Origin of the sequence: Streptomyces sp. NPDC060000 (genome assembly GCF_042737375.1) — a bacterium.
In the GTDB taxonomy this organism is placed as follows: domain Bacteria; phylum Actinomycetota; class Actinomycetes; order Streptomycetales; family Streptomycetaceae; genus Streptomyces.
In genome coordinates, this window is record NZ_JBHWUU010000023.1 from 44,767 (window position 1) to 67,807 (window position 23,041).

The window sequence follows — 23,041 nt, forward strand, 5'->3', positions numbered from 1 at the left end:
GACGCCCCACAACCGGGACGGCCGCCCGGCGCGAGCCCGGACCGCACCTCAGCCTCCGCCACCACCACAGCCGACACCCCGCGCTCAGGATGACCGCCCGGCACGCCCCACAACCGGGACGGCCGCCCGGCGCGAGCCCGGACCGCACCTCAGCCTCCGCCACCACCACAGCCGACACCCCGCGCTCAGGATGACCGCCCGGCACGCCCCACAACCGGGACGGCCGCCCGACGCGAGCCCGGACCGCACCTCGGCCTCCGGCACTGCCGCGCCCCGCACCCGGGCACCAGCGGCGTCGGCCGGCGCCCTACGGTCGGATTGGGGACCCGACGCGAGCACGCGCCGTACCCCCACCTCCGCCACTGCCCCACCCCGTACTCGGGCACCCGCAGCCGCGGCCGCGGCCAGCGTCCTTCGGTCGGGGTGACTGCCCGGTGCGAGCACGGGCCGTACCTCGACCTCCGCCATCAGGCCTCGCGCCGACACCACGCGCCACAGCGAGACGAGCAGCGGGTCGTCACCGACGAACGCGGCCGCGGTGCCCGCCGCGCCGTCGCGGTCCCGGTAGCGGATGTGTACGGGCTGCACCGGCACCCCGGCGTCCAGCGCCGCCTGGAACACGGCCCGCCGGAAGTGTCCCTGGGCGCGGCCGCACCAGGTGCTCCCCTCGGGGAACACCGCGACCGCCTGCCCGGCGCGCAGCGCGTCGGCGATCCGGGCGACCGTGGCGGGCAGCGCGCGCAACCGGTCGCGGTCGATGAACAGGACACCGCCGCGGGCGACCAGCGCACCCGCCACCGGCCACCGCCGGATCTCGTCCTTGGCGAGCATCCGGGCCGGGCGGACGGCCGCCAGCAGCGGGATGTCCAGCCAGGAGATGTGGTTCGCGACCAGGAGCAGCCCGGTGCCGGTGGGCGCGCTCGCGCCGGTCGTCCGGACCCGCACCCCCGCCGCCCGTACGACGGACCGGCTCCACCACCGCACCGTGCGGGCCGGGAGCCTGCCGCTCAGCGGCGCAAGCACCACCCCGGCCGCGACCAGCACGACCACCGTCATGAGCCGCAGTACCGCCCGGGGCACGCCCGTGCGGGACACGGTCGTCCTCACGCACGCCCGCGGGGTGCAGGGCGCGCTGGGCAGCCAGACGCTCATCAGGCCGGGACGAGGGAGAGGAAGTGCCGCAGGTAGCGCGGGTTGACCCGGCTCATCGGCAGCAGCACGTACAGGTCGGCGACGCCGAAGCCGGGGTCGTGGGCGGGCTCCCCGCACACCCAGGCGCCGAGGCGGAGGTAGCCGCGCAGCAGTGCCGGGAGTTCGGTGCGGACGGCCCGGCCGGTGGGGTTCGGGGTCCAGGGCAGCAGCGGCCGTACCCGGTACTCCGGCGGCGCGAGGTGCTTGTCGCGCACCCGGTCCCAGGTGACCGTCGCGAGGACGCCGCCGTCGGCCAGCGGGACCGAGCAGCAGCCGGCCAGCCACTCGTGGCCCCGGTCCACCATGTAGCGGGCTATCCCGGCCCAGATGAGTCCGATGACGGCGCCGTCGCGGTGGTCGGGGTGCACGCACGAACGGCCGACCTCGACCAGGCCGGGCCGGATCGCGTCGAGCGGGCTCAGGTCGAACTCGCCCTCGGAGTACAGCCGTCCGGCGACCGCGGCCCGCTCGGGCGGCAGCAGCCGGTAGGTGCCGACCACTTCGCCGGTGGCGTTGTCCCGGATGAGGAGGTGGTCGCAGTACGCGTCGAAGGCGTCCGTGTCCAGGCCCGGTTCGGGGCCGTCGAGCCGGGCGCCCAGCTCCCCGGCGAACACCTGGTGCCGCAGCCGCTGCGCGGCCCGGACGTCGTCCTGGTCGCGGGCGAGCGACACGACGTAACCGGAACCGCCGGGCGGGACGGCGAGGGCGGGGGGCGAGAGGGGCATGGCGGTCATGGAGGTCTCCTGCGCCGAGCGGAAGAAGCATGGGGACGGTGCACGGGGAATCTGCACCTGCTTTCTTCCGCGCCCGGCTGGCCTCGGCGTGACCGGCGCGGGGCCCATGGATGTGCGGCTGCTGAATGCCGGGAGTCAGCGCCCGCCCCGCGCCTCGGATGCCTGGCGGGGCCGGGGATGAGCACCACTCCCGGCCCCGCCCGTCCGCACCTTGCCGGCGAACGTCTCTCTCGTGGAGCGGTGGAGCGGGCGTCAGGGCACTCCCCTGAGGGCGCGGGGAACCGCGACCGGCCCGAAGGGGCCCGCAGACCGAAAACGACGCTCCGCCCTACGGCGCTACCGCTTGGCGGCCTTGCGGGTGGCCCGCAGCCACTCCTTGTTCATCCCGGTGATGGACATCAGCGGGATGCCCTTGGGACAGGCCGTCGCGCACTCCCCGGCGAGCGTGCACCCGCCGAACCCCTCCTCGTCCATCTGCGCCACCATGTCCAGCACCCGCGTCTCCCGCTCGGGCGCGCCCTGCGGCAGGACGTTGAGGTGGTTGACCTTGGCGGAGGTGAACAGCATCGCCGCCCCGTTCGGGCAGGCGGCCACGCAGGCGCCGCAGCCGATGCACTCCGCGTGCTCGAAGGCGAAGTCGGCGTCGGGCTTCGGCACGGGCGTCGCGTGCGCCTCGGGAGCGGCGCCGGTGGGGGCGGTGACGTACCCGCCGGCCTGGATGATCCGGTCGAAGGCGCTCCGGTCGACCACCAGGTCCTTGACGACCGGGAAGGCGGCGGCCCGCCACGGCTCGACGTCGATCGTGTCGCCGTCCCGGAAGGACCGCATGTGCAGCTGGCAGGTGGTGGTGCGCTCCGGTCCGTGCGCGTCGCCGTTGATGACGAGCGAGCACGCGCCGCAGATGCCCTCACGGCAGTCGTGGTCGAAGGCGACCGGGTCGTCGCCGCGCAGGATGAGCTCTTCGTTGAGGGTGTCGAGCATTTCGAGGAAGGACATGTCGGGCGAGATGCCGTCCACCACGTACGTGGACATGGCGCCGTCGGCGTCGGCGTTCCGCTGCCGCCAGACGCGCAGGTTGAGCCTCATGCGTAGCTCCGCTGGGTGGGGTGGACGTACTCGAAGACCAGGTCTTCCCTGTGCAGGGCCGGGGCCTCGCCCGTCCCGGTGAACTCCCAGGCGGCCGCGTACCCGAACTCGTCGTCCCGCCGGGCCGCCTCGCCGTCCGGGGTCTGTGACTCCTCGCGGAAGTGGCCGCCGCAGGACTCGGCGCGGTGCAGTGCGTCGAGGCACATCAGCTCGGCGAGTTCCAGGTAGTCGACGACGCGGTTGGCCTTCTCCAGGGACTGGTTGAACTCCTCGCCGGTGCCTGGCACCTTGATGCGCCGCCAGAACTCCTCGCGGATCTGCGGGATGCGCTCGAGGGCCTTGCGCAGCCCTGCGTCGGTGCGGGCCATGCCGCAGAACTCCCACATCAGCTCGCCGAGTTCACGGTGGAAGGAGTCGGGAGTGCGGTCCCCGTCGACGGAGAGGAGCAGGTTGAGCCGGTCCTGGGTCTCGGCCAGCACCTCCTGTACGAGCGGGTGTTCGTCGCTCACCTCGCCCAGGTGGGGGTTGCGGGCGAGATAGTCGGCGATGGTCGCCGGGAGGACGAAGTAGCCGTCGGCGAGACCCTGCATCAGGGCACTCGCCCCGAGCCGGTTGGCGCCGTGGTCGGAGAAGTTGGCCTCGCCGATCGCGAACAGGCCGGGGACGGTGGTCTGCAGGTCGTAGTCGACCCACAGCCCGCCCATCGTGTAGTGCACGGCCGGGTAGATCCGCATCGGGACCTCGTACGGATCCTCGTCGGTGATCCGCTGGTACATGTCGAAGAGGTTGCCGTACCTGGCCTCGACGGCGGCCCGCCCCATGCGCCCGATGGCGTCGGCGAAGTCGAGGTACACGCCCTGTCCGCCGGGTCCGACGCCCCGGCCCTCGTCGCAGACGTTCTTCGCGGCGCGGGAGGCGATGTCACGCGGGACCAGGTTGCCGAAGGAGGGGTAGACGCGCTCCAGGTAGTAGTCGCGCTCCTCCTCGGGGATCCGGTTCGGCGGACGGTCGTCGCCGCGGGCCTTCGGCACCCAGATCCGGCCGTCGTTGCGCAGCGACTCGCTCATCAGTGTCAGCTTCGACTGGTGGTCGCCGGTGCGCGGGATGCAGGTCGGATGGATCTGTGTGAAGCAGGGGTTGGCGAAGTACGCGCCACGCCGGTGCGCCCGCCAGATCGCGGTGGCGTTGGAGTTCATGGCGTTGGTCGACAGGTAGAAGACGTTCCCGTAGCCGCCGCTCGCGAGTACGACGGCGTCCGCGAAGTACGTGTCGGTCCTCCCGGTGATCAGGTCCCGTGCCACGATGCCGCGCGCCCGGCCGTCGACGACGATCAGGTCGAGCATCTCGGTGCGCGGGTGCATCTCGATGTTGCCGGCGGCGATCTGCCGGGACAGCGCCTGGTAGGCGCCCAGCAGCAGTTGCTGGCCCGTCTGGCCGCGGGCGTAGAACGTCCTCGAGACCTGTACGCCGCCGAACGAACGGGTGTCGAGCAGTCCGCCGTACTCCCGCGCGAAGGGCACGCCCTGCGCCACGCACTGGTCGATGATCTCGACCGAGATCTGCGCGAGCCGGTGCACGTTGGACTCCCGTGCCCGGAAGTCGCCGCCCTTGACGGTGTCGTAGAACAGGCGGTGGACGGAGTCGCCGTCGTTGCGGTAGTTCTTCGCCGCGTTGATCCCGCCCTGCGCGGCGATGGAGTGGGCGCGGCGCGGGGAGTCCTGGTAGCAGAACTGGACGACGTGGTAGCCCTGTTCGGCGAGGGTGGCGCCGGCCGAGCCGCCCGCGAGGCCGGTGCCCACGACGATCACCGTGTGCTTGCGCCGGTTGGCCGGGTTGACCAGCCTGGCTTCGAAGCGGCGCTTGTCCCAGCGCTCGGCGACGGGGCCGGAGGGCGCCCTGGTGTCGGCGACGGGCTCGCCGGTCGAGTATGCGGTGTAGGTCATCTTCAGCTCACCACTCCGGTCATGACGCCCACGGGTACGGCGACGAAGCCGGCCGTGAGCAGCAGCGCGAGGACGTTGGCCGTGGTCTTCAGGGCGCGGTCGCGGGTGCGGCTGCCCGCGCCGAGGGTCTGGGCGGCGGCCCAGAAGCCGTGCCGGACGTGCAGGCCGAGGGCGAGCATCGCGACGATGTAGACGACGTCGCCGTACCAGGTGGAGAAGGTGTCCACGACGTTCTGGTACGGGTGGCCCTCCTGGAAGCCGCCGCTGTGGACCGTGCCGGTCGTCAGGTCCAGGAGGTGCCAGACGATGAACAGCGCGAGGATGATCCCGCCCCAGCGCATCGTGCGGGTGGCGTAGCTCGCCCGGGGCTTCCTGTGCACGTACCTGCTGGGCCGCGCGCTGATGTCGCGCCGGCTGAGCTGGTAGGCGGAGGTGGCATGGGCCACGACGGCGGCCACCAGCACGACGCGGATGAGCCAGAGCGTCCACTCGTAGTGCATGAACGGTTCGCCGACGGTGCGCAGCCAGTGCGCGTAGTGGTTGAACTCGCCCGCCCCGAAGAAGATCTTCAGGTTTCCGACCATGTGGACGACCAGGTACAGCAGCATGATCAGGCCGCTGACGGCCATCACCGTCTTCTTGCCGACGGAGGAGTCCCATACCGTGCGCGCCATCGACGGCCGTCGGTCCGTCCGTGTTGCCAGAGCCATGTCTCAAGACGCTAGGGCCGGTACCCCTCATCGGTCCAAGACATGGTCCGGCTCGTTTCCATAGCCTGTGCCTATCATGAGGCATGCAGTTCCAGCAGCTCCAGTACTTCGTGGCCGTGGCCGAGACCCGGCACTTCACCCGGGCCGCCGAGCTGGTCCATGTCGCTCAGCCTTCGCTGTCGCAGCAGATCAAGGCGCTGGAGCGGGAGTTGGGCGCGGACCTGTTCCAGCGCGCGCGGGGCAACATCACGCTCACCGACGCGGGCGAGGCGCTGCTGCCGCTGGCCCGGCGGATCCTCGCGGACACCGAGACCGCCCGGTACGAGGTACAGGAGCTGGTGCAGCTGCGCGGCGGGCGCGTGCGGCTGGGGGCGACACCGAGTCTGTGCACGGGCCTGCTGCCGGACGTGCTGCGGGCCTTCCACGACCGCTACCCGGGCGTCCGACTGCTGATCGAGGAGGGCGGCTCGCACGACCTCGTACGGGAGCTGGCCCGCGGCGCCCTCGATCTCGCCCTGGTCGTGCTGCCGTTGCCGACCCCGTCCCCCGCGCTGACGACGGTGGAGCTGCTGCGTGAGGACCTGGTGGTGGTGTCCTCGCCGGAGGCCTCCCGGCCGGGGAACGGGCGGCGGACCGTACGGATCGCCGATCTGGAGGGCGAGCGCCTGGTGATGTTCCGGCACGGCTACGACCTGCGGGAGCTCACCGTTGCCGCGTGCCGGGCGGAGGGGTTCGAGCCGGACTTCGCGGTGGAGGGCGGAGAGATGGACGCGGTGCTCGGGTTCGTGCGGGCCGGCCTCGGCGTGGCCGTCGTCCCCCGGATGGTGGCCGCCCGGTCGGGCCGGGGGCTGCGGGTCACGCCGCTCGCCCGGCCCGGCCTGCACCGCGCGATCGCCCTCGCGCACCGCAGCGACGTGGCGCCGCCCAGAGCGGCCCGCGAACTCCAGCGGATGCTGCTGGAGCGCTGAGGCCCGGCCGCGGTCAGGTGCCCGCGCCGAACCGACCGGGCCCCGCGTCCGCACATGGTCCGCCGACCCGCCGCCATGACCTGCCCGGCCGCTCACCCCACGGGAGAACGACGCCGACGACCGGCCCGGGCGGCCGGCTCCCGCACGTGCACCCGGGGAACCGGACCCCGCATCCGCGACACGGTCCGCCCAGCCGGCGTCAGGCCTGGACGGCTGGTTCGAGTAACTCCTCGCACCACTGGCGGAAGCTCATGGGCGCCGTGCCGGGGGTGCTGGGCTGGGCGGAGCCGTAGAAGCCCTGGCTGTTCAGGGCGTCCACCGTTTCGGCCACGCCTCACGCTCGTCGGCCTGGGCGGTCTCGTCGGCCTGCTCCCCGCGTCCGTCGCCGGTCGCCATCCCCGGCCGGGCGTCGTCCACCGCCCCGTCCTGGACGCACCCGCCGCCGTCATGGCCGTCGCCTGGCCCCGGCCGTCGCCCTCGACGGCGACGGCAGCGCTCGTCCGGGCCGCCGTGTCGGTGGCCGGGGACGTCCGCGAAAGGAAGGCCGGCTGACGGCTACTCGGCCTCCGGCGGCACCGGTGTCCCCTGGTGGTAGTACATCCGCCAACCGGTCTCCTCGCCGCACTTGCGCCACAGCGAGCTGCGGCGGGTGCGCCGGCCGTCGAAGTCCGTCTCGAACGTGAGGTGCACCAGGCCGGGGGCCAGGACGACGCCCGTGATCGCCGACGGCTCGTAGCGGGGTCCGTCCCGGGCGGCCCCGGGACGGCCGGGCAGCCAGGCCACCATGTCCTCGTACGTGTAACGGCGGCCCGAGGAGCCGACCTCGACGAACTCGGGGTCGAGCAGCCGCTCGAAGAGGGCGCGGGAGGCGCGCACGGCGGGGTCCATGAGGGCGAGCTCGCCGGCGATCGCCTCGGCCGTGCCGTTCGCGTCGTCGTTCACGCCGCAGTTCACGCCGCAGTTCGAGTCGTCGTTCCCGTGGGTCGCCCGCCCGTCTTCGTGGGTGCCCCCCGCGCCCCCGCAACCGGGTTGTCCGCTCACCCCGTCGCATCCACCAGGGCGAGCTGGTGCAGCCTGTCCGGCGGGCCAGGGCGGGCGTAGTACCAGCCCTGGGCCGTGTCGCAGCCCAGTATCCGCAGCTGCTCCGCCTGCGCGCCGGTCTCCACGCCCTCCACCGTGACCGCGAGGTTCAGGCTGTGCGCGAGCGAGACGATCCCCTCGACGATCTTGAGGTCGACGGGGTCCGCCGGGAACTGCTGCATGCCCTGGGTGAAGGAGCGGTCCAGCTTGAGCACGCTCACCGGGAGCCGGCGCAGATTGGCCAGGTTGGAGTAGCCGGTGCCGAAGTCGTCCAGGGCGATGTCGACGCCCATCTCGGCGAGCCGCCGCAGCGGCTTGAGCAGATCGTCGTCGGCGCCGATCAACGCCGACTCCGTCACCTCCAGGCACAGGGCCTGCGGTGCGACGCCCGCGCGCTCGAGGATGTCGACGGTGTCCTGCACCAGACCGGGATGGGTGAGCTGGCAGGGGGAGAGGTTGACGTTGATGCGGAGCGGGTCGGTGCCCCCGTTGCGGTCCCGCCACTCCCCGGCCTGGCGGACCGACTCCTCCAGGACCCAGCGCCCCAGCGGCACGATCAGCCCGGTGTGCTCGGCGAGCGGGATGAACCGGTCGGGGCCGAGCACCCCGTGCTGCGGGTGCAGCCAGCGCACCAACGCCTCCGCGCCGCGCACACTGCCGTCGCCGAGGTGGACGAGCGGCTGGTACTCGATGAAGAACTCGCCGCGGTCCAGGGCCGCCGGAAGCGCTGTGGTCAGGCCGTGCCGGGTGATCGCACGGGCGTCGGCCTCCGGGTCGGCGAGCTCGAAGCGGTTGCCGCCCGCCGACTTGGCCCGGTACATGGTGATGTCGGCGCTGCGCAGCACCTCCGCCGCGCTGCGCTCCCCGGCCGGCCCCTCGACGATGCCGATGCTGCCGCGCACGGTCAGGTCGCGGCCGTCGATGCTGACCGGCGCGAGCAGGGCGTTCATGATGCGCGCGGCGAGTTCGTCGACCTCGTGGCGGGTGTCGGGACCGGTGGTCAGCGCCACGAACTCGTCGCCGCCCAGACGCGCGACCATCTCGCCGGGCGCCGTCGCGCAGGACTGCAGCCGGTCGGCGACCTCGACGAGCAGCCGGTCGCCGGCGGCGTGCCCGAGGCTGTCGTTGATGGTCTTGAAGCCGTCCAGGTCGAGGTAGCACAGACCGAAGCGCTGGCCTTCGCCGGCGCCGAGCGCCTTCTCCAGGCGTTCGAAGAACAGGGTGCGGTTGGGCAGACCGGTGAGCGCGTCGTGGGTGGCCTCGTAGCGCAGCCGCAGGTTGAGCAGCCGGCGCTCGGTGGTGTCCTCCATCAGGGCCAGCTGGTACTGCGGGTTGCCGTCGGCGTCCCGCAGCAGGGAGACCGTCAGGTTGGTCCACAGGGCCGTTCCGTCGGGGCGGCTGAACGCCTTCTCCGTGTGGTAGTGCTCGCGTTCGCCGCGGACGAGCTCGTCGTAGAGCTTCCAGGTCTGGGGCGCGTCCTCGGGATGGGTCAGGTCCTGGACCCTGCGGCCTCGCAGGTTCTGCTCGGAGCCGCCGAACATGCGCAGCAACGCCCCGTTGACCTGGAGGACGTTGCCGTCCAGGTCGGCGATGCCGATTCCTATCGCGGCGCCCTCGAAGACCGCGCGGAAGCGGGCCTCGCTCGCGTGCAGCGCCTGCGCGACCACGCCCTGGGCCCGCAGCGCGGCCTGGGCGATGGCCTCCTGTTCGGCGAGGGTGCGTTCGCGCAGCGCCTGTGCGTACCCGGCGGCCATGGCGTGCTGGAGCCGTGAGGCGCGGGTGCGCAGGTCCTCCTGGGGCCCGTCCTCACCGCAGTAGAGCACCAGGTAGGCGTCGACGCAGTCCAACGTCCGGCCGAGCGCCTCGGGGTCGGTGCAGTGCGCGTCGACGAGGGCGGCGCCGACCGCCCTGCCGGTGTCGGCGTCCAGGGCCCGCTCCAGCAGCGCCCCACGCAACCGCCGCGCCAGTGGCAGGAGTTGCTCCTCCAGTTCGGGCCTGGTCAGCGACGTCGAGGTCACCGGGTACACGGCCCGGCTCCAGATCGTCGCGAACCGCCGCAGTCTGTCCTCCGGCCCGTCCGGCTCCGCGGTCACGCCGTACGCCCCACGCCGGCGAAACCGGAGAGGGCCCAGGGGTCCTCGTCCTCCGGCGCCGTGTCCGGCCGCCAGTGCGGCATCGGCACCAGTCCGGGTTCCACCATGTCGTACCCCTCGAAGAACCGCCCGATCTCGTCACGCGAGCGCATGACGAGCGGGTTGCGAATGTCCTTGTACACGTCCACCGCGCGCTCGGCCCGCTCCGGTGGCAGCGGGATTCCCTCGTACGAGGCATGCGTGAGCACGAGCAGACTGCCCGGCGCTAGCGCGGCACCGAGTTCGGCCACCGCCGCGTACGGGTCGTCCGCGTCCTCCACGAAGTGCAGTACGGCGACGAGCAGCAGCGCCACCGGCCGGTCCAGGTCGATCAGTCGCCCCACCTGCGGGCTGTGCAGGATCTGCTGGGGTTTACGCAGGTCGGCGGCCACGACGTCGGCGTCGGCGTTGCCCGCCAGCACCGCCTCGCTGTGCGCGACGGCCACCGGGTCGTGATCGACGTAGATCACTCGCGCCCCGGGGCTGACCGTCTGGGCGACCTCGTGCACATTGCCGAAGGTGGGGATCCCGGAACCGATGTCGAGGAACTGGGTGACGCCCTCGCCGACCGCGTACCGCACGGCGCGGCGCATGAACGCCCGGTTCGCCTGGCTGATCTTCGGAAGTCCCGGCATGAACTCCATTGCCTTGCGGGCTGCTTCCCGGTCGACCTCGAAGTTGTGTGATCCGCCCAGGTAGTGGTCGTAGATCCGCGAGACGCTGGGCACCGAGATGTCGATGCTCCGAGGGGCCCAAGCGGGTCGCTCCATCTCTCTCTCCAAGGCGTAGGCGATCCGGTGTTCGAGCTGAGGCTACTGATCGCCCGCCAAAGGGGCGAGTGGAAACGGAAATTGACCGTCCGTTCCCGGTCACTGCCTGCGGCACGTGCCGAATCGACGTCCCCCCAGGGGCTACTCAAGGTACCCGGGCCGTTCCGGAGAGTCTCCGCAGCGGCCTTCGGGGCGGCGAAAGTCTACGCACAGGATGCGGCGGCGGGACAAGCACGCCGGACAAGCACAACGGTCCGCCCCCTCCGTGCGGCGCGGAGGGGGCGGACCAAGGTCGTGCGCGATGTGGCAGCTGCGGGGAATCAGCCCTGGGGAGGTGATCCCTACTGCGCCGGCGCTCCGACCAGCTTTCCGTTCGGCGCGACGGCGTACCAGGTGCCGCCGACGCCCTGGCCGTTGATGTCACCGGGCGCCTTGTCACCGGAGAAGGTGTAGATCGGCGAGCAGTTGATCGTCTGCTGCTTGGTGCCGTCGCCCCGGGTGAAGTTCATGTAGCCCTTCTTCTGGATGCCCTCGGTCTCGTTGAACTCGACGGGCGCGACGGCAGGCCACTTCTCCAGGCAGGCTCCGTTGCAGTTCGAGACCGGCTCGGGCCAGGCCTTGTCCTTCAGGAAGCGGTAGACCGTCATGCCGTTCTTGTCGACGACGATCTCACCGAGGTTGGCGTCCTTGCGGACGGACAGCCCGGGCAGCGAGGCCTCCGACGCGGAGCCCGACCCGGAGGCCGACTTGGCCTTCTTGCCGTCGGGGGCCAGCGCGAACCACTTGTTGCCCACGCCCTGGCCGGTGGTGTCACCGGCCTTGGCGTCCTTCGCGTAGTAGTAGGCGGGCCAGCCGCCGACGGTGAGCTGCTTGCTGCCGTCGGTGCGGGTGACCTCGCCCAGCAGCGACTTGTCGATGCCGTCACCGGCGGAGATGTCATCGGCGGAGACCGGCGGCCAGGTGGTCGCGCAGTCGCCGTCGCAATTCGACTTCGGGGGTTCCGCGGTGTCCGCGTCGAAGCGGTAGAGGGTCTTGCCGGCGCTGTCGGTAAGGATCTTGCCGAGCTGGCCGTTCGCGGATATGGCCAGCTCGCCGGCGCCCGTGGCCTGGGCACCGGTACCGGTGCCGGTGCCGCCGGTGGCGCTGGCGCTCGCACCGGCGCCGACACTGCCGTAACCGCTGCCGACGCCCGCGATGCCACCGGCCGGGGCCGTGGCCCCGACGTTCTGGCTCGACGCCGACGTGCCGCTCTCAGAACCGCACGCCGTCGTCAGCGCCAGAACGGCCACAGCACTAGCCGCGAGTGAGGCGCTCCGCCAGGTGGTCTTCATCGTCAACAACTCCCCGATCGTCACAAGGGTGTTGCAGCGCCCTGCTGCGCCGCCGCACGACATTGAGTACGCATGGTGACGGTCGTTGTGTTCAAACCCGGCACAAAAATCTTTCCGCGACCTGTGACGGCGCCCGGGACAGGCCTGCGGATCGCACACGCGCACGACGCGCCGGACGCGCGAACGCACGCCCGGCAAACCCGCGGACGAGAACTTCCCCCGTTCGGGGCAATCCCCACCGGGCATGGGCGTGGGCCGGTACGAGAAGCCGCATGATCTCCGTCGTGCATGGACCCGAACCGACCCGATCCGCCCTCGCCACCAGGGTGTTGGCTCTGGTGACCGTGGCCTGGATCCTCGCGGCCGCCCCGGCCGGGGTGGCCGCGGCCGACGCGTGCGCGTACGCCTCCACCGGTCCTGACGGCACCGAGGCGGTGGCGGTCGCGGGGAGTCACTCGTGGCCGACTCCCCCGGTGTGCCAGGAACCGACGCCGACGCCGACGCCCACCCCGACCCCCACACCCACCCCGACCCCGCCGAAGCCGAAACCGCCGCCCGAACCGAAGCCGAGCCCCACACCCACCCCGGCCCCGCCCCCGAAACCCACGCCGCCCCCGAAACCGGCTCCTCCACCGAAACCGGCCCCCGCTGCCCGGCCGCCGGCGCCGGAACCACGCCCGAAGCCGCCGGCGCCCGCACCGCCCCGCCCCGCGGCGCCGCTCCCCCGGCCGGCCCCCAGGCCCGCCCCGGTTCCCGCACCCGCGCCGACCCCCAGGCCCACGCCACGCCCGTCGGCGATCCCGGTGCACTACCCGGCGTACCACCCCTCTCCGCATCAGCGGACCGTCCGCCATGGCCAGTCGCCGGTCATCTACGTCCTGCTCATCACCGTGCCCGCGGTGATCGCCGTCGCCGCGCTGCGACCGCGCTAGTGCCGACCCTGGAGGCATCCCTTGCCGGAATGGCTTGTTCTCACCCTCGCGATGCTCGCCGCCTGCGCGGTGGTGGTCGTCATCACCCTCCTACGGCACCGCAGGGCGCCCGAGGACGAGGACCCCTCCGAGACCCCGGACGTCATCGAGTACATGACGATGTGGATCGGCGTGGTGTACGCCATCGTCCTGGGCCTGGCCATCGCCGGTGTCTGGGAGGCGCGCAGCGTCGCCCAGGACCACGTCCAGGCGGAGGCGCAGGCGCTCCACGAGATCTCGGAGCGGGTACGGGTCTACCCGCCCGACGTGCGTGACCGCATTCGGGAGGATGTCAACGCCTATGTCGGACAGGTCGTCACCACCGAGTGGAAGTCGATGGCCGACGGCCGCGGGGTGACGAAGCGGGGCGACGCACTCCTCCAGCGCGTCCGGGTGGACGTCACCGACTACCAGCCGGCGTCCGACTTCCAGGCGCAGGCCTATCAGCCGCTGCTCGACCAGATGGCCGCCGCGGACCAGGCACGCAACGCCCGCTCCGAGTCGACGGGGGCGACCATGCCCGGCGTGGTGTGGTTCGGGCTGCTGGCCGGGGCCGCCATCACCATCGGCATGGTCTTCGCGCTGCAGATCCGGCGTACGCCCCGCGAACTGGTCCTGGCCGGGCTGTTCTCCGCGCTGATCGCGTTTCTGCTCTTCCTCATCTGGGACTTCGACGCGCCCTACAGCCGGGGCGTCACCGCGTCGGCGGAACCGTTCCTCCATCTGTTCCCGGGCCTCAAGGGCTGACATCCGCTCACCTCACGTTCCCGTGACGGGGGCGGCCGCCACGCCGCCGCCGTCCCCCGGTTGCGGGAACGGTGTCCCCTGGGCGGCCCACATGGTTGCCCCATTCGCGCGACTGCGATCGCGGGAGCGCACACAAGTTCCTAGCGTTTCGGTCATCGAGGTGCATTTACGGCGCAAGCGGAAATGGTCCGCGGCTGCTCCTCGGGGACCGGAGGATCCACCATGCGCGCGATACGCGTCGCTTCGGCCGCACTGCTGGGCGTCACCGCCCTGACCTTCTCCGCACCGGCCGCTGCCGCGGGCGACGACGACAACCACTACGTCATGTCCAACGGCTACAGCGTGCTGCCCTCCACGATCGCGGCGGGCGGCCAGGTGATCCTCCAGGTGGACCGCGGCACCAGTGGCTGCCGAAGCTCCGTGACGGTCCACTCGGGGGTGTTCAACACGGTCGTCATCCCGAGAGGGTCCTCGTCGGCGGTGGCCGTGGTCGACCGGGACGCCAGAGCGGGCGCGTCGTACCGCGTGACGTTCGACTGCGGCGGGATCAGCGCAGTCAAGGAACTGACGATCGTCGGCGGCCGTCCGTTCGATCCCACACCGGTGCCCTACCCGGTCCCGCGGGGCGTGCACGCCGGTGAGGGCGGCACCGCCGACGGGTTCGACCTCGAGGAGATCGGACTGGGCGCCGCGCTCATCGCGGGTTCGGTCGGTGCCGCGTACTGCTTCTCGCGGCGCCGCGACGGTGAGGACGGCGGCTGACGGCACATCGCCGACGGCCACGCCGCGCACGGGCCTTCGCCCCGGATCCCGGACGGGACCGGGGCGAAGGCCTGTGCCGTGGGTGGGACGTGCGGTCTCCCGGGGCCGCCTCAGATGCGGCGCTCGGCGCGGCGCCGCATCCAGAACAGACCGCCGCCGACCACGGCAGCGGCGACGAGCCCGCCCCCGATGGCCATGTCGGTCGGGGTGGCGCCCGTGGTGCTGCTGCCGCCGAGACCGCCGCGGACACCGCCGATGACGGTGAAGGCGGCCGGGCGGGTCAGGGTCCGGCCGGAGCAGTTGACGGTGATGTCGTACGCGCCGGGCCGGGCGTTGTCGTTGATGATCGCCGTGCCCTTGGCCGTCTGGTTGGCGCCGTTGATGGGCGTCAGGTTGGCCTGCGGGAACGCCGCCGAGGTCATGGTGCCCCCGCCGGGGCAGCCGTCGACGGTGACAGTCATCTGGCCGCCCCGGGCGATGACGGCGGGCAGGGCGACGATGTTGCTCGGATTGGCGCCCATGCCGTCGCGAGCGACGGCGGCAGGGGCGGCGAGGCCGATGGCGGCGGCCGCGGCGGCCGAGACCGCCGTGGCCGCCAGAACACGAGTGGTACGCATGTGATCCTCCGCGGAAGGCGCCCCGGGGCCCGTCCCCGGCATGTCGGCGAGAAAGCGCCTCCCGGACCGACCCTCAGATGCCGTGCACGCGCCCGCATTTCGGGAATGGTCCGTCCTGGTGAGAGGACACGCCGAGCGAAATGCACACAATCGGATATAGCCGCAGGTCACGGACCGTCAGAAAAAAACTGCGGTCGGCAACTCGGATGGCGCACCGAAAGACACCGGGGCCACCCGTTCGCCGCTGCCCCGTCGCCGGTTCCGGCCCGGGGACTTAGCGTTCTCGTATGCGCGAAGGGACGTGGTGACGGCCGCGTCGAGAGGGGATGGCGAATGTCTGCGTACGAGCTGTCCGAGGCGGCGGAAGACGAGGAGCGGCGGAGGAAGCGCGCCCCCTGGGGCGTGATAGCGCTTGTCCTGCTCACCGGTCTCGCGCTCATCCGGAACGGATCGGGAGAGTTCGACATCGGCCCGCCGCAGCCCGCCTCGGCGGCGGCCGCGGACGCTCGCAGCGCCGCCGGGGCCCTCGGCCGGACCCCGGCGCCACTGGCGTTCGCCGTGCCGAACCGGGTACGGATCCCGTCGATCCGGGTGGACGCGCCGGTCATGTCGGTCGGTCTGGACACGGACGGCTGGGTCGGCGCCCCGCCGCCGGAGGACCCGAACCTGGCCGGCTGGTTCACCGGAGGCGTCTCGCCCGGCGAAAAGGGAACCGCGGTCGTCGTCGGCCATGTCGACAACAGACTGGGCCCCGCCGTCTTCTACGGCCTCGGGGCCCTGAAGAAGGGGAACCGCGTCGAGGTGGCGCGGGCGGACGGAAAGACCGCGGTCTTCGAGATCTACGGCATCGAGGTCTTCGAGAAGAACAACTTCCCCGGCGACCGTGTATACGCCTCCAAGGGAGCCCCCGAACTGCGGGTCATCACCTGCGGCGGCGGTTTCTCGAAGGCGAACGGATACGACGGGAACGTCGTCGCCTTCGCCCGCCTGGCCGAGGTCCGCTGAGCGGTTCCCGGCCGGGCGGGCGGGAGGCCTGGCGTCAGGCGTACCGCCGGTGCGGGACGGTGATGTGATAGCCGGAGTCCAGGAGCTGTGGCAGATATCCGCGCAGGGCCCGCACACTCTGCGAGCGGTCGCCCCCGGCGTCGTGCGAGAGCACCACGACACCGGGGGCGGCGCCCTTCTCGACCCGGTCGACGATGGTGCCGGTGCCGGGGGTCGTCCAGTCGAGGGTGTCGACCGTCCAGGCGAGCGGCTCCATGCCCAGTTCGGCGCCGAACTGGAAGGCGGCGCGGTTCCAGGCGCCGTACGGGGCCCGGAACCAGCGGGGCCGCTCCCCGTAGCCCTCCTCGATGACATCGCTGGTGCGGGACATCTCGGAGTGGATCTGGCGGCGGGTGAGGCGGGTCAGCAAGGGGTGGGACCAGGTGTGGTTGCCGACGATGTGGCCCTCGTCGGCCATCCGCCCCAGCAGTTCCTGGTTGTCGACGGCCATCTCCCCGCACACGAAGAACATCGCGCGCACGTCGTAGTGGGCCAGCGTGTCGAGGATGCCGGGGGTGTAGCGGGGGTCGGGTCCGTCGTCGAAGGTCAGCACCATGGTGCGGCCGCGGCCGGTCATCCTCAGCAACGGTTCGTGGCGCACCGGGGTGCGGCCGGGGGCGGTGCGCGGGGGTCCGTAGCCGGTCAGCGGCTGGAGGCGGTAGGCGGAGGGCTTCAGCGGCAGGCTCTGCGCCGGGGCGCCCGCGGCGGGGGCGGCCGCCCTGACGGGCTTCCCGTCCTCGCCCCACAGGAACACTCCGGCCGTGCCGACCGCTCCTACGGCCGCGGCGCCGACGCCTGCGAGCAACACCCGGCGCCGCGTGAACAACTGATCGTTCTTCATGCAGTCATCAGTCGCCCGGCCGACCCCCGACCCACCACATCGGCACCGGACCGGCGGCATGATTCCACCCTCCCGGCGCAGTCGCGTCGGGCCGAGTGGTCGAAGAGGCCCGTCCCCGGTGACGGTGCGTCACCCGGTCGGCGCGAGCCGGTGTCAGCGGTGCCGCACCAGCGGGAACGGCAGGGTCTCGCGGATCGTGAGGCCGGTGAGGAACATGACCAGGCGGTCGACACCGATGCCGAGGCCGCCGGTGGGCGGCATCGCGTACTCGAGCGCGTCGAGGAAGTCCTCGTCGAGTTCCATCGCCTCGGGGTCCCCGCCGGCGGCGAGCAGTGACTGCTCGGTGAGCCTTCGGCGTTGCTCGACCGGATCGGTCAACTCGGAGTACGCGGTGCCTAGTTCGGTACCGAAGGCGACCAGGTCCCAGCGTTCGGCGAGGCGCGGGTCGGTGCGGTGCTGCCGGGTGAGCGGGGAGACGTCGGTGGGAAAGTCCTTGTAGAAGGTGGGGAGTTGGGTTCGCTCCTCGACCAGTCGCTCGTACATCTCCAGGACGACGTCGCCCCGGCCGTCGTCCGGTGTGTACGGAACTCCGGCGCGGTCGCAGTGCCGCTGCAGAACCGCCAGGTGGGTGTCGGCGTCGATCTCCTCGCCGAGCGCCTCGGAGATCGCGCCGTGGACCGTCCGGACCGGCCACTCCCCCGAGATGTCGTACTCCTGTCCGTCCTTGCGGGCGACCGGCGAGCCGAAGGCGGCCGTGGCCGCTCCCTGGATCAGCTCGCGGGCCAGGTCGAGCATCACGTCGTAGTCGGCGTACGCCTGGTAGGCCTCCAGCATCGTGAACTCGGGATTGTGCTTGTAGGAGACGCCCTCGTTGCGGAAGGTGCGGCCCATCTCGAAGACCTTCTCCAGACCGCCGACGCAGAGCCGCTTGAGGTACAGCTCGGGGGCGATGCGCAGATAGAGGTCGAGGTCGTAGGCGTTGATGTGGGTGGTGAAGGGCCGGGCGTTGGCGCCGCCGTGGATCTGTTGCAGCATCGGGGTCTCGACCTCGAGGTAGCCGCGCTGCAGCAGGCCCTGGCGCAGCGCCTGCACGGCGTGCGAGCGGGCGCGGACGACGTCGCGGGCGGCGGGGCTCGCGACCAGGTCGAGATAGCGCATGCGGACCTTGGCCTCGGGGTCGGTGAGGCCGCGGCGCTTGTCGGGCAGAGGCCGCAGACACTTGGCGGTGAGCTGCCAGGAGGTGACGAAGACGGTGGGTTCGCCCTTGTCGCTCGTCCCCGCCGTACCGGTGACGGCGAGGTGGTCGCCGAGGTCGGTGGCGGTCCTGAAGGAGCCGAGGGTGTGCCGGGTGAGGGCGAGTTGGTGGTCGCCGGACCAGTCGCGCAGGGTCACGAAGACGATGCCGCCGAAGTCGCGTACCCGCATGATCCGGCCGGCGACGGTGACCGTCTCTCCCGGGCGGATCTCGGCGAGGGTGCGGGTGCGGGGCGGGACGCCGACCGGGTAGGGGTCGGTGCCCTCGGCGCGCAGCCGGGCGAGCTTGTGGTGCCGGACGCGGACCTGCTCGGGCAGACCCGCGTCCGGACCGGTGCCCCCGGCCTCGTCCCCTCCGTCGAGGCCGAGCGCCGTCAGCGGCGGCAGGCCCTCGGTGGTGGCGGGACGGGGCCCGCCCTTCGCGTTCCGCTTGCCCCAGAGCTTGCGCAGCGAGGGTACGGAGACGAAGCCCTCGGCGATGCCGGAGGCGAGGCCCACCCGGGCGAGGGAGCCGGCGTCGGCGTAGCAGAGGAAGCGCGGGTACCACTCGGGGTGGTACTTGGCGTTGGAGCGGTAGAGGGCCTCCAGTTGCCACCACTTGGAGAAGAAGAGCAGCAGTCGGCGCCACAGCCGCAGGACCGGTCCCGCGCCGATGCGGGCGCCCTCCTCGAAGGCCGAGCGGAAGACGGCGAAGTTGAGCGAGATCCTGCGCACGCCGAGTTTCGGGGCGGCCGCGCACAGGTCGGCGACCATGAACTCCATGACACCGTTGGGGGCGGAGCGGTCGCGGCGCATGAGGTCGAGGGAGATGCCGTCCCGGCCCCAGGGGACGAAGGAGAGCAGGGCGAGGAGCCGGCCGTCGCCGTCCAGTGCCTCCACGAGGAGGCAGTCGCCGTCGGCGGGGTCGCCGAGGCGGTCCAGGGCCATGGAGAAGCCGCGTTCGGTCTCGGTGTCGCGCCAGGCGTCCGCGCGGCCGACCAACTCCTCCATCTCCTGGTCGGTGAGGGTGCGGTGGCGGCGGACCCGGCAGGAGGCCCCGGTGCGGCGCACCCGGTTCACCGCCTGCCGGGTGACCCGCATCTCGCGCCCGCCGAGGTCGAAGGAGGCGACCGGCAGGATCGCCTCGTCACCGAGTTGCAGGGCGCCGAGTCCGGCGCGGGCGAAGGCCTTCGCGCCGTCCTCGGAGGCGCCCATGACCGCGGGCGACCAGGCATGGCGGCGGGCCGCGTCCAGCCAGGCGGCGATGGCGTGCGGCCAGGCCTCCCGGTCGCCGACGGGGTCCCCGCTGGCCAGGCAGACACCGGTCTCGACGCGGTAGGTGACGGCGGCCTTGCCGCTGGGTGAGAAGACGACGGCCTTGTCGCGCCGGGTGGCGAAGTACCCGAGGGAGTCCTGGTCGCCATAGGCCTTGAGCAGGGCCCGGATGCGGGGTTCCTCGTCGCCGTGCAGGGCCGCTTCCATCCGCTGGGAGCGGAAGAGGGTGGCGGCGGCGTTGAGCAGGGCGAGGGCGCCGAAGAGGCCGAGCAGGAAGAAGAGGGGGCGGGGTGGGCGGCCGTCGAAGGAGCGGGCGGAGACCAGGCCGCCCAGGACCCGGTTGGCGGCCCATCCGAGGCGCTGGCTCTGCGGCAGGGTGCCCGGGAACAGTTCCACCAGGCCCCAGCCCGCGAGGATCGCCAGGACCAGCCCGACGAGGAGTACGGCGAGCGCCCGCCGGACCGCCGCGCGGCGGGAGGCCGCGTAGAACTCCCCGCGGGCGACGACGAGGAGGAGGAGCGCGAGCGCGCACACCACCAGGGACGGGACGGACTCCGCGTACAGGCCGACGGCCACGCCGAGGACATCGGTGAGGACGAGCAGGCCGAGGTAGACGACGACCAGCCACCAGGCGACCTTCTTGCGGGCGGCGGTGGCGGCGGCCAGCAGGAAGAGGAAGACGGCGTAGGCCAGGTTGGCACTGACGGGGACGATCAGCAGGTCCAGGAAGCGGACGACCGGGCGCAGCAGACGGCGCAGCGGCGGGACCAGTGCCAGCAGGACGCAGAGCAGGCCGAGGGAGCCGAAGAAGGCCGCGAAGCCTTCGGGCACCCGGCCGAGGAGGCGGCCGGCGGGCCGCCGTGCCGGGCCCCGGCCGGCTTCGGCCGTGGCGGTCTCCACGGTGGCACTCATGTTCCGACTGTAGGAACCCCGGGGCCGCCCCGCTCGTCGAGCGGCCCGCGCACCGGGCGGACCTGCGGCTTCCGATAGCCTCTGGGCCGTGACGGAACAGCACTCGCAGCAGCCAGCGCACCAGTTCGAGCGGGGCACGGACGGGCCGAAGGTCATTCTCGTCGGCGTGGACGGCTCCGACCCGTCGCTGCGGGCCGCGGCCTACGCCGGCGGCCTGGCCCGGCGCCAGCACGCGTTGCTCGCCGTGGTGTACGTGCAGCCGGTGCTGGCGGCGGGCGCGGCGCTGGGGGTGCCGGTCGCGGAGACGACCGACGAGATCGCCGAGGGTCTGGTCGCGCAGATCCGGGAGGCCGCCGAGCGGACCCGGGGGATATTCGACGTGCGCTGGGAGTTCCACACCTTCCGCGGCGACCCCTACAGCGGCCTCGTGAAGGCGGCGGAGCAGTTGACGGCGGACGCGGTGGTGGTGGGCGCCTCCGAACAGGCCGGCCACCGGATCGTGGGATCCGTCGCGGTGCGGCTGGTGAAGGCGGGGCGCTGGCCGGTGACGGTGGTGCCGTAGCCCCGGCCGTGCCGCAGCCGCGGCCACCGTGCCGCAGTCCCGGCCACCGCGCCGTGGCCCGCGGGCACGGTGCCGCGTGGCCCTCGGCCGGCCCACGGGCTCCTGTCACCGGGCTCACCGGCCCATCACCAGCCCGTTCTTGGCGGCGCCCCGGCTGAGGACGACCTGCCGGATGCGGTCGCGTACCCCCGCGACGCCGGCGCCCTGGGCGATGGCCTCGTCGAGGTCGACCAGCCGGCCCGCGTCGATGTCGAACATCTGAGGCACGAACTCGGCCCTGCGCACTTCCCAGCGGCCACCGGGCCGGGCGGGCGGGGCGAAGGTGAAGCGGGCGACGGTGGACTGGTTGCCGCGCGCGTCCCGGACACCCTGGTTGCCGGACATCTCGCCCGCGATCTGGTCGCCCAGCCCGAAGACGACCCAGGTGCCGTTGACCTTCTCGTAGGCCTGGGGGACGTGGGCGTGCGTACCGAGGATCAGGTCGATGTCGGGGCGGCCGTCCGTGCGGGAGGCGGTGAGGGTGCGGGCGAGGGTGAGCTGCCTGTCGTCCGGCGCGTCCTGCCATTCGGTGCCCCAGTGCACGGAGACGACGACCACGTCGGCGCCCGCCTTCCGGGCGGCCTTGGCGTCGGCGACGATCCGGTTCCCGTCGAGGAGGTTGACGGTCCAGGGCTGCCCCTGCGGGAGCGGGTGGCCGTTGGTGCCGTAGGTGTAGGCGAGGTGGGCGACCTTCGCCGGGCCCGCGCGCAGGAGCGTGACCGAGTTGCCCTCGGCCTCGGTGCGCGCGGTGCCCGCGTGCCGTACGCCGGCGCCGTCGAGCGCGTCGAGGGTGCGCTGTACGCCGGCGGCGCCGTCGTCGAGGCTGTGGTCGGAGGCCGTGGCGCAGCCGTCGTAGCCGGTGGCGGCAAGGGCATCGGCGATCTCCGGCGGGGAGGTGAAGGACGGGTAGCCGGTGTAGGCGCCGTTCGCGCCGTACACGGTCCCCATGTGGCACAGCGCCAGATCGGCGCGGGCGACGACGGGTTCGGCGCCGGCGAACATCGGGCGGAAGTCGTAGCCGGTGCCCCCGGCGTCGAAGCGGGCGCGGTCGATGATGCCGGTGTGCGGGAGGATGTCGCCGGTGGCGACGAGGGTGAAGCCGCGGGCGGCGGGCGGCGCCGGACGGCCGGGCGGTTCGGCCGCCCCGGGGTCGCGGGCCTGGCAGGCGGCGGCCGAGGCGAGGAGAGCCGTCAGGGCCAGGGCCACCTGGTGTCTGCGTGCGATCACCGGGTCACCCCATTTTCCAGGCATTGTCATATTTGCGCATGTATGAGTACTAGTCCATGGGAGGTGACGGCCCGCCCCGGCGCTCCCTTCGTCCAGGCGGATGCCCGCGATCGGCGTAGCCGGGACCGTTCGTCGGACCGTTCGTCGACGCGATCGACCGTCCGTCGCAGAGCCGTGTGCGCGCCCTGTCCCGAACCGGCGCACTGCGGTGCCATACGCCCATGACCGCCGGAACCACCCTCCACGCCAGGACGACGACCGCCGAGCACGAGCTCGCCGTGCTCCAGCGCGAGCACGGCCGACCGCTCTTCGCGCTGCTGCTGAGGCTGTCCGACGGCGATCGCCAGCGCGCCGAGGACCTCGTCCAGGAGACCCTGGTACGCGCCTGGCAGCATCCCGAGGCCCTGCGCGCCGACACCTTCGACTCCGTACGGCCCTGGCTGCTCACCGTAGGGCGGCGGCTCGCGATCGACGCGCGGCGGGCCCGGCAGGCGCGACCGGCGGAGGTCGGCGACGCCTTACTGGAGAACGCGCCCGTGTGCGCCGACCACGCCGAGCGGGCGGCCGCCACCCTCGATGTGCGCGAGGCTGTGAAGACACTCACTCCGGAGCACCGTGAAGTACTGGTGCTGGTGTATTTCCAGGGGGCCAGTGTGGCGGAGGCCGCCGCAGCCCTCGGAATTCCGCCCGGTACCGTGAAGTCCCGCGCGTACTACGCGCTGCGCGCCCTGCGCCGGGTGCTTCCGGGATACGCGGCCGACCTGCGCTGAAACCCACGCCTGGGTCAAGTCTCCGTAAAGCGCCTTGCCGAGGACCCCCTCGGGGTAATCGGGTGTCCTTATCCGTGTTCCGGACGGGGCCCGGTG

At 72.4% G+C, this 23,041-nt stretch carries 21 protein-coding genes; 7 read left to right on the forward strand and 14 right to left on the reverse strand.

What is annotated here, in order from left to right; genetic code table 11:
• Positions 1–84: 84 nt before the first annotated feature.
• From ACFWBB_RS14765 to ACFWBB_RS14785, 5 genes are all read right to left on the reverse strand, one after another.
• Entirely contained in the window at positions 85–1,152 is a 1,068-nt protein-coding gene (locus ACFWBB_RS14765; RefSeq protein ID WP_385270972.1) for a lysophospholipid acyltransferase family protein, read from the reverse strand.
• Positions 1,152–1,925 (reverse strand): GNAT family N-acetyltransferase, encoded by a 774-nt coding sequence (locus ACFWBB_RS14770; RefSeq protein WP_385270975.1) that lies wholly within the window; start codon positions 1,923–1,925, stop codon positions 1,152–1,154. The genes ACFWBB_RS14765 and ACFWBB_RS14770 overlap by 1 nt, the downstream gene beginning before the upstream one ends.
• A 336-nt stretch (positions 1,926–2,261) precedes the next feature.
• Positions 2,262–3,011 (reverse strand): succinate dehydrogenase/fumarate reductase iron-sulfur subunit, encoded by a 750-nt coding sequence (locus tag ACFWBB_RS14775; protein ID WP_385270978.1) that lies wholly within the window; start codon positions 3,009–3,011, stop codon positions 2,262–2,264.
• Positions 3,008–4,954, reverse strand: coding sequence for a fumarate reductase/succinate dehydrogenase flavoprotein subunit (locus ACFWBB_RS14780; RefSeq protein WP_385270981.1), 1,947 nt, complete (start codon positions 4,952–4,954; stop codon positions 3,008–3,010). The genes ACFWBB_RS14775 and ACFWBB_RS14780 overlap by 4 nt, the downstream gene beginning before the upstream one ends.
• 2 nt (positions 4,955–4,956) lie before the next feature.
• Positions 4,957–5,628, reverse strand: coding sequence for a succinate dehydrogenase (locus tag ACFWBB_RS14785; RefSeq protein ID WP_385271123.1), 672 nt, complete (start codon positions 5,626–5,628; stop codon positions 4,957–4,959).
• A gap of 119 nt (positions 5,629–5,747) precedes the next feature.
• Here ACFWBB_RS14785 and ACFWBB_RS14790 point away from each other — a divergent pair, with 119 nt between their 5' ends.
• Positions 5,748–6,632 carry a LysR family transcriptional regulator gene (locus ACFWBB_RS14790; RefSeq protein ID WP_385270984.1) on the forward strand — a complete coding sequence of 295 codons (885 nt, stop codon included), beginning with the start codon at positions 5,748–5,750 and terminating at the stop codon, positions 6,630–6,632.
• Positions 6,633–6,831: 199 nt separating this feature from the next.
• Here the strand turns inward: ACFWBB_RS14790 and ACFWBB_RS14795 are convergent, their stop codons facing one another.
• The 5 genes from ACFWBB_RS14795 to ACFWBB_RS14815 all read right to left on the reverse strand — a co-directional run bounded on the left by ACFWBB_RS14795 (position 6,832) and on the right by ACFWBB_RS14815 (position 11,945).
• Positions 6,832–6,963 (reverse strand): hypothetical protein, encoded by a 132-nt coding sequence (locus tag ACFWBB_RS14795; protein ID WP_385270988.1) that lies wholly within the window; start codon positions 6,961–6,963, stop codon positions 6,832–6,834.
• Between the two features lie 224 nt (positions 6,964–7,187).
• A complete protein-coding gene (locus tag ACFWBB_RS14800; protein WP_385271126.1) occupies positions 7,188–7,520 on the reverse strand; it encodes a DUF4440 domain-containing protein in 333 nt (110 codons plus the stop codon).
• Between the two features lie 149 nt (positions 7,521–7,669).
• Positions 7,670–9,805: a putative bifunctional diguanylate cyclase/phosphodiesterase gene (locus tag ACFWBB_RS14805; protein WP_385270991.1), complete on the reverse strand. Its 2,136-nt coding sequence runs from the start codon at positions 9,803–9,805 to the stop codon at positions 7,670–7,672.
• Positions 9,802–10,614, reverse strand: a complete 813-nt coding sequence (locus ACFWBB_RS14810; protein ID WP_385270994.1) for an SAM-dependent methyltransferase — start codon at positions 10,612–10,614, stop codon at positions 9,802–9,804. The genes ACFWBB_RS14805 and ACFWBB_RS14810 overlap by 4 nt, the downstream gene beginning before the upstream one ends.
• Before the next feature lie 341 nt (positions 10,615–10,955).
• Positions 10,956–11,945 (reverse strand): SCO0930 family lipoprotein, encoded by a 990-nt coding sequence (locus ACFWBB_RS14815; protein WP_385270997.1) that lies wholly within the window; start codon positions 11,943–11,945, stop codon positions 10,956–10,958.
• A gap of 803 nt (positions 11,946–12,748) precedes the next feature.
• On the opposite strand from ACFWBB_RS14815, the gene ACFWBB_RS14820 reads away from it, so the two are divergent.
• From ACFWBB_RS14820 to ACFWBB_RS14830, 3 genes are all read left to right on the forward strand, one after another.
• Positions 12,749–12,877, forward strand: coding sequence for a hypothetical protein (locus tag ACFWBB_RS14820; protein WP_385271000.1), 129 nt, complete (start codon positions 12,749–12,751; stop codon positions 12,875–12,877).
• Between the two features lie 21 nt (positions 12,878–12,898).
• On the forward strand, positions 12,899–13,663 hold the full coding sequence (locus ACFWBB_RS14825) for a DUF4239 domain-containing protein (RefSeq protein WP_385271003.1): 765 nt from the start codon (positions 12,899–12,901) through the stop codon (positions 13,661–13,663).
• A 222-nt stretch (positions 13,664–13,885) separates the two neighbouring features.
• Positions 13,886–14,425: a hypothetical protein gene (locus tag ACFWBB_RS14830; RefSeq protein WP_385271006.1), complete on the forward strand. Its 540-nt coding sequence runs from the start codon at positions 13,886–13,888 to the stop codon at positions 14,423–14,425.
• Between the two features lie 110 nt (positions 14,426–14,535).
• Here ACFWBB_RS14830 and ACFWBB_RS14835 read toward each other — a convergent pair whose 3' ends face one another.
• Positions 14,536–15,042: a hypothetical protein gene (locus ACFWBB_RS14835; RefSeq protein ID WP_385271009.1), complete on the reverse strand. Its 507-nt coding sequence runs from the start codon at positions 15,040–15,042 to the stop codon at positions 14,536–14,538.
• 333 nt (positions 15,043–15,375) lie between these two features.
• On the opposite strand from ACFWBB_RS14835, the gene ACFWBB_RS14840 reads away from it, so the two are divergent.
• Positions 15,376–16,047 (forward strand): class F sortase, encoded by a 672-nt coding sequence (locus tag ACFWBB_RS14840; protein WP_385271012.1) that lies wholly within the window; start codon positions 15,376–15,378, stop codon positions 16,045–16,047.
• A gap of 34 nt (positions 16,048–16,081) precedes the next feature.
• On the opposite strand, the gene ACFWBB_RS14845 is transcribed toward ACFWBB_RS14840, so the two are convergent.
• Together ACFWBB_RS14845 and lysX are read right to left on the reverse strand one after the other, a co-directional pair.
• Positions 16,082–16,927, reverse strand: a complete 846-nt coding sequence (locus ACFWBB_RS14845; RefSeq protein ID WP_385271015.1) for a polysaccharide deacetylase family protein — start codon at positions 16,925–16,927, stop codon at positions 16,082–16,084.
• Between the two features lie 153 nt (positions 16,928–17,080).
• Positions 17,081–20,347 carry a bifunctional lysylphosphatidylglycerol synthetase/lysine--tRNA ligase LysX gene (gene lysX / locus ACFWBB_RS14850; RefSeq protein WP_385271018.1) on the reverse strand — a complete coding sequence of 1,089 codons (3,267 nt, stop codon included), beginning with the start codon at positions 20,345–20,347 and terminating at the stop codon, positions 17,081–17,083.
• Positions 20,348–20,435: 88 nt separating this feature from the next.
• Between lysX and ACFWBB_RS14855 the strand changes: the two genes are divergently transcribed.
• The gene (locus tag ACFWBB_RS14855; protein WP_385271021.1) at positions 20,436–20,909 is read left to right on the forward strand and encodes a universal stress protein; all 474 of its coding nucleotides are present in this window, start codon (positions 20,436–20,438) and stop codon (positions 20,907–20,909) included.
• A gap of 114 nt (positions 20,910–21,023) precedes the next feature.
• Here the strand turns inward: ACFWBB_RS14855 and ACFWBB_RS14860 are convergent, their stop codons facing one another.
• Complete coding sequence (locus ACFWBB_RS14860) at positions 21,024–22,175, reverse strand: CapA family protein (RefSeq protein ID WP_385271024.1); 1,152 nt, start codon at positions 22,173–22,175, stop codon at positions 21,024–21,026.
• A gap of 221 nt (positions 22,176–22,396) precedes the next feature.
• Here ACFWBB_RS14860 and ACFWBB_RS14865 point away from each other — a divergent pair, with 221 nt between their 5' ends.
• On the forward strand, positions 22,397–22,945 hold the full coding sequence (locus ACFWBB_RS14865) for a sigma-70 family RNA polymerase sigma factor (RefSeq protein WP_385271027.1): 549 nt from the start codon (positions 22,397–22,399) through the stop codon (positions 22,943–22,945).
• The last annotated feature ends 96 nt before the right edge of the window (positions 22,946–23,041 follow it).

Bases quoted from the DNA above. Each gene is read 5' to 3' on its own strand.
- ACFWBB_RS14765 (WP_385270972.1), bottom strand. From the start codon at position 1,152: ATGAGCGTCTGGCTGCCCAGCGCGCCCTGCACCCCGCGGGCGTGCGTG.
- ACFWBB_RS14770 (WP_385270975.1), bottom strand. From the start codon at position 1,925: ATGACCGCCATGCCCCTCTCGCCCCCCGCCCTCGCCGTCCCGCCCGGC.
- ACFWBB_RS14775 (WP_385270978.1), bottom strand. From the start codon at position 3,011: ATGAGGCTCAACCTGCGCGTCTGGCGGCAGCGGAACGCCGACGCCGAC.
- ACFWBB_RS14780 (WP_385270981.1), bottom strand. From the start codon at position 4,954: ATGACCTACACCGCATACTCGACCGGCGAGCCCGTCGCCGACACCAGG.
- ACFWBB_RS14785 (WP_385271123.1), bottom strand. From the start codon at position 5,628: ATGGCGCGCACGGTATGGGACTCCTCCGTCGGCAAGAAGACGGTGATG.
- ACFWBB_RS14790 (WP_385270984.1), top strand. From the start codon at position 5,748: ATGCAGTTCCAGCAGCTCCAGTACTTCGTGGCCGTGGCCGAGACCCGG.
- ACFWBB_RS14800 (WP_385271126.1), bottom strand. From the start codon at position 7,520: ATGGACCCCGCCGTGCGCGCCTCCCGCGCCCTCTTCGAGCGGCTGCTC.
- ACFWBB_RS14810 (WP_385270994.1), bottom strand. From the start codon at position 10,614: ATGGAGCGACCCGCTTGGGCCCCTCGGAGCATCGACATCTCGGTGCCC.
- ACFWBB_RS14815 (WP_385270997.1), bottom strand. From the start codon at position 11,945: ATGAAGACCACCTGGCGGAGCGCCTCACTCGCGGCTAGTGCTGTGGCC.
- ACFWBB_RS14830 (WP_385271006.1), top strand. From the start codon at position 13,886: ATGCGCGCGATACGCGTCGCTTCGGCCGCACTGCTGGGCGTCACCGCC.
- ACFWBB_RS14835 (WP_385271009.1), bottom strand. From the start codon at position 15,042: ATGCGTACCACTCGTGTTCTGGCGGCCACGGCGGTCTCGGCCGCCGCG.
- ACFWBB_RS14840 (WP_385271012.1), top strand. From the start codon at position 15,376: ATGTCTGCGTACGAGCTGTCCGAGGCGGCGGAAGACGAGGAGCGGCGG.
- ACFWBB_RS14845 (WP_385271015.1), bottom strand. From the start codon at position 16,927: ATGAAGAACGATCAGTTGTTCACGCGGCGCCGGGTGTTGCTCGCAGGC.
- lysX (WP_385271018.1), bottom strand. From the start codon at position 20,347: ATGAGTGCCACCGTGGAGACCGCCACGGCCGAAGCCGGCCGGGGCCCG.
- ACFWBB_RS14865 (WP_385271027.1), top strand. From the start codon at position 22,397: ATGACCGCCGGAACCACCCTCCACGCCAGGACGACGACCGCCGAGCAC.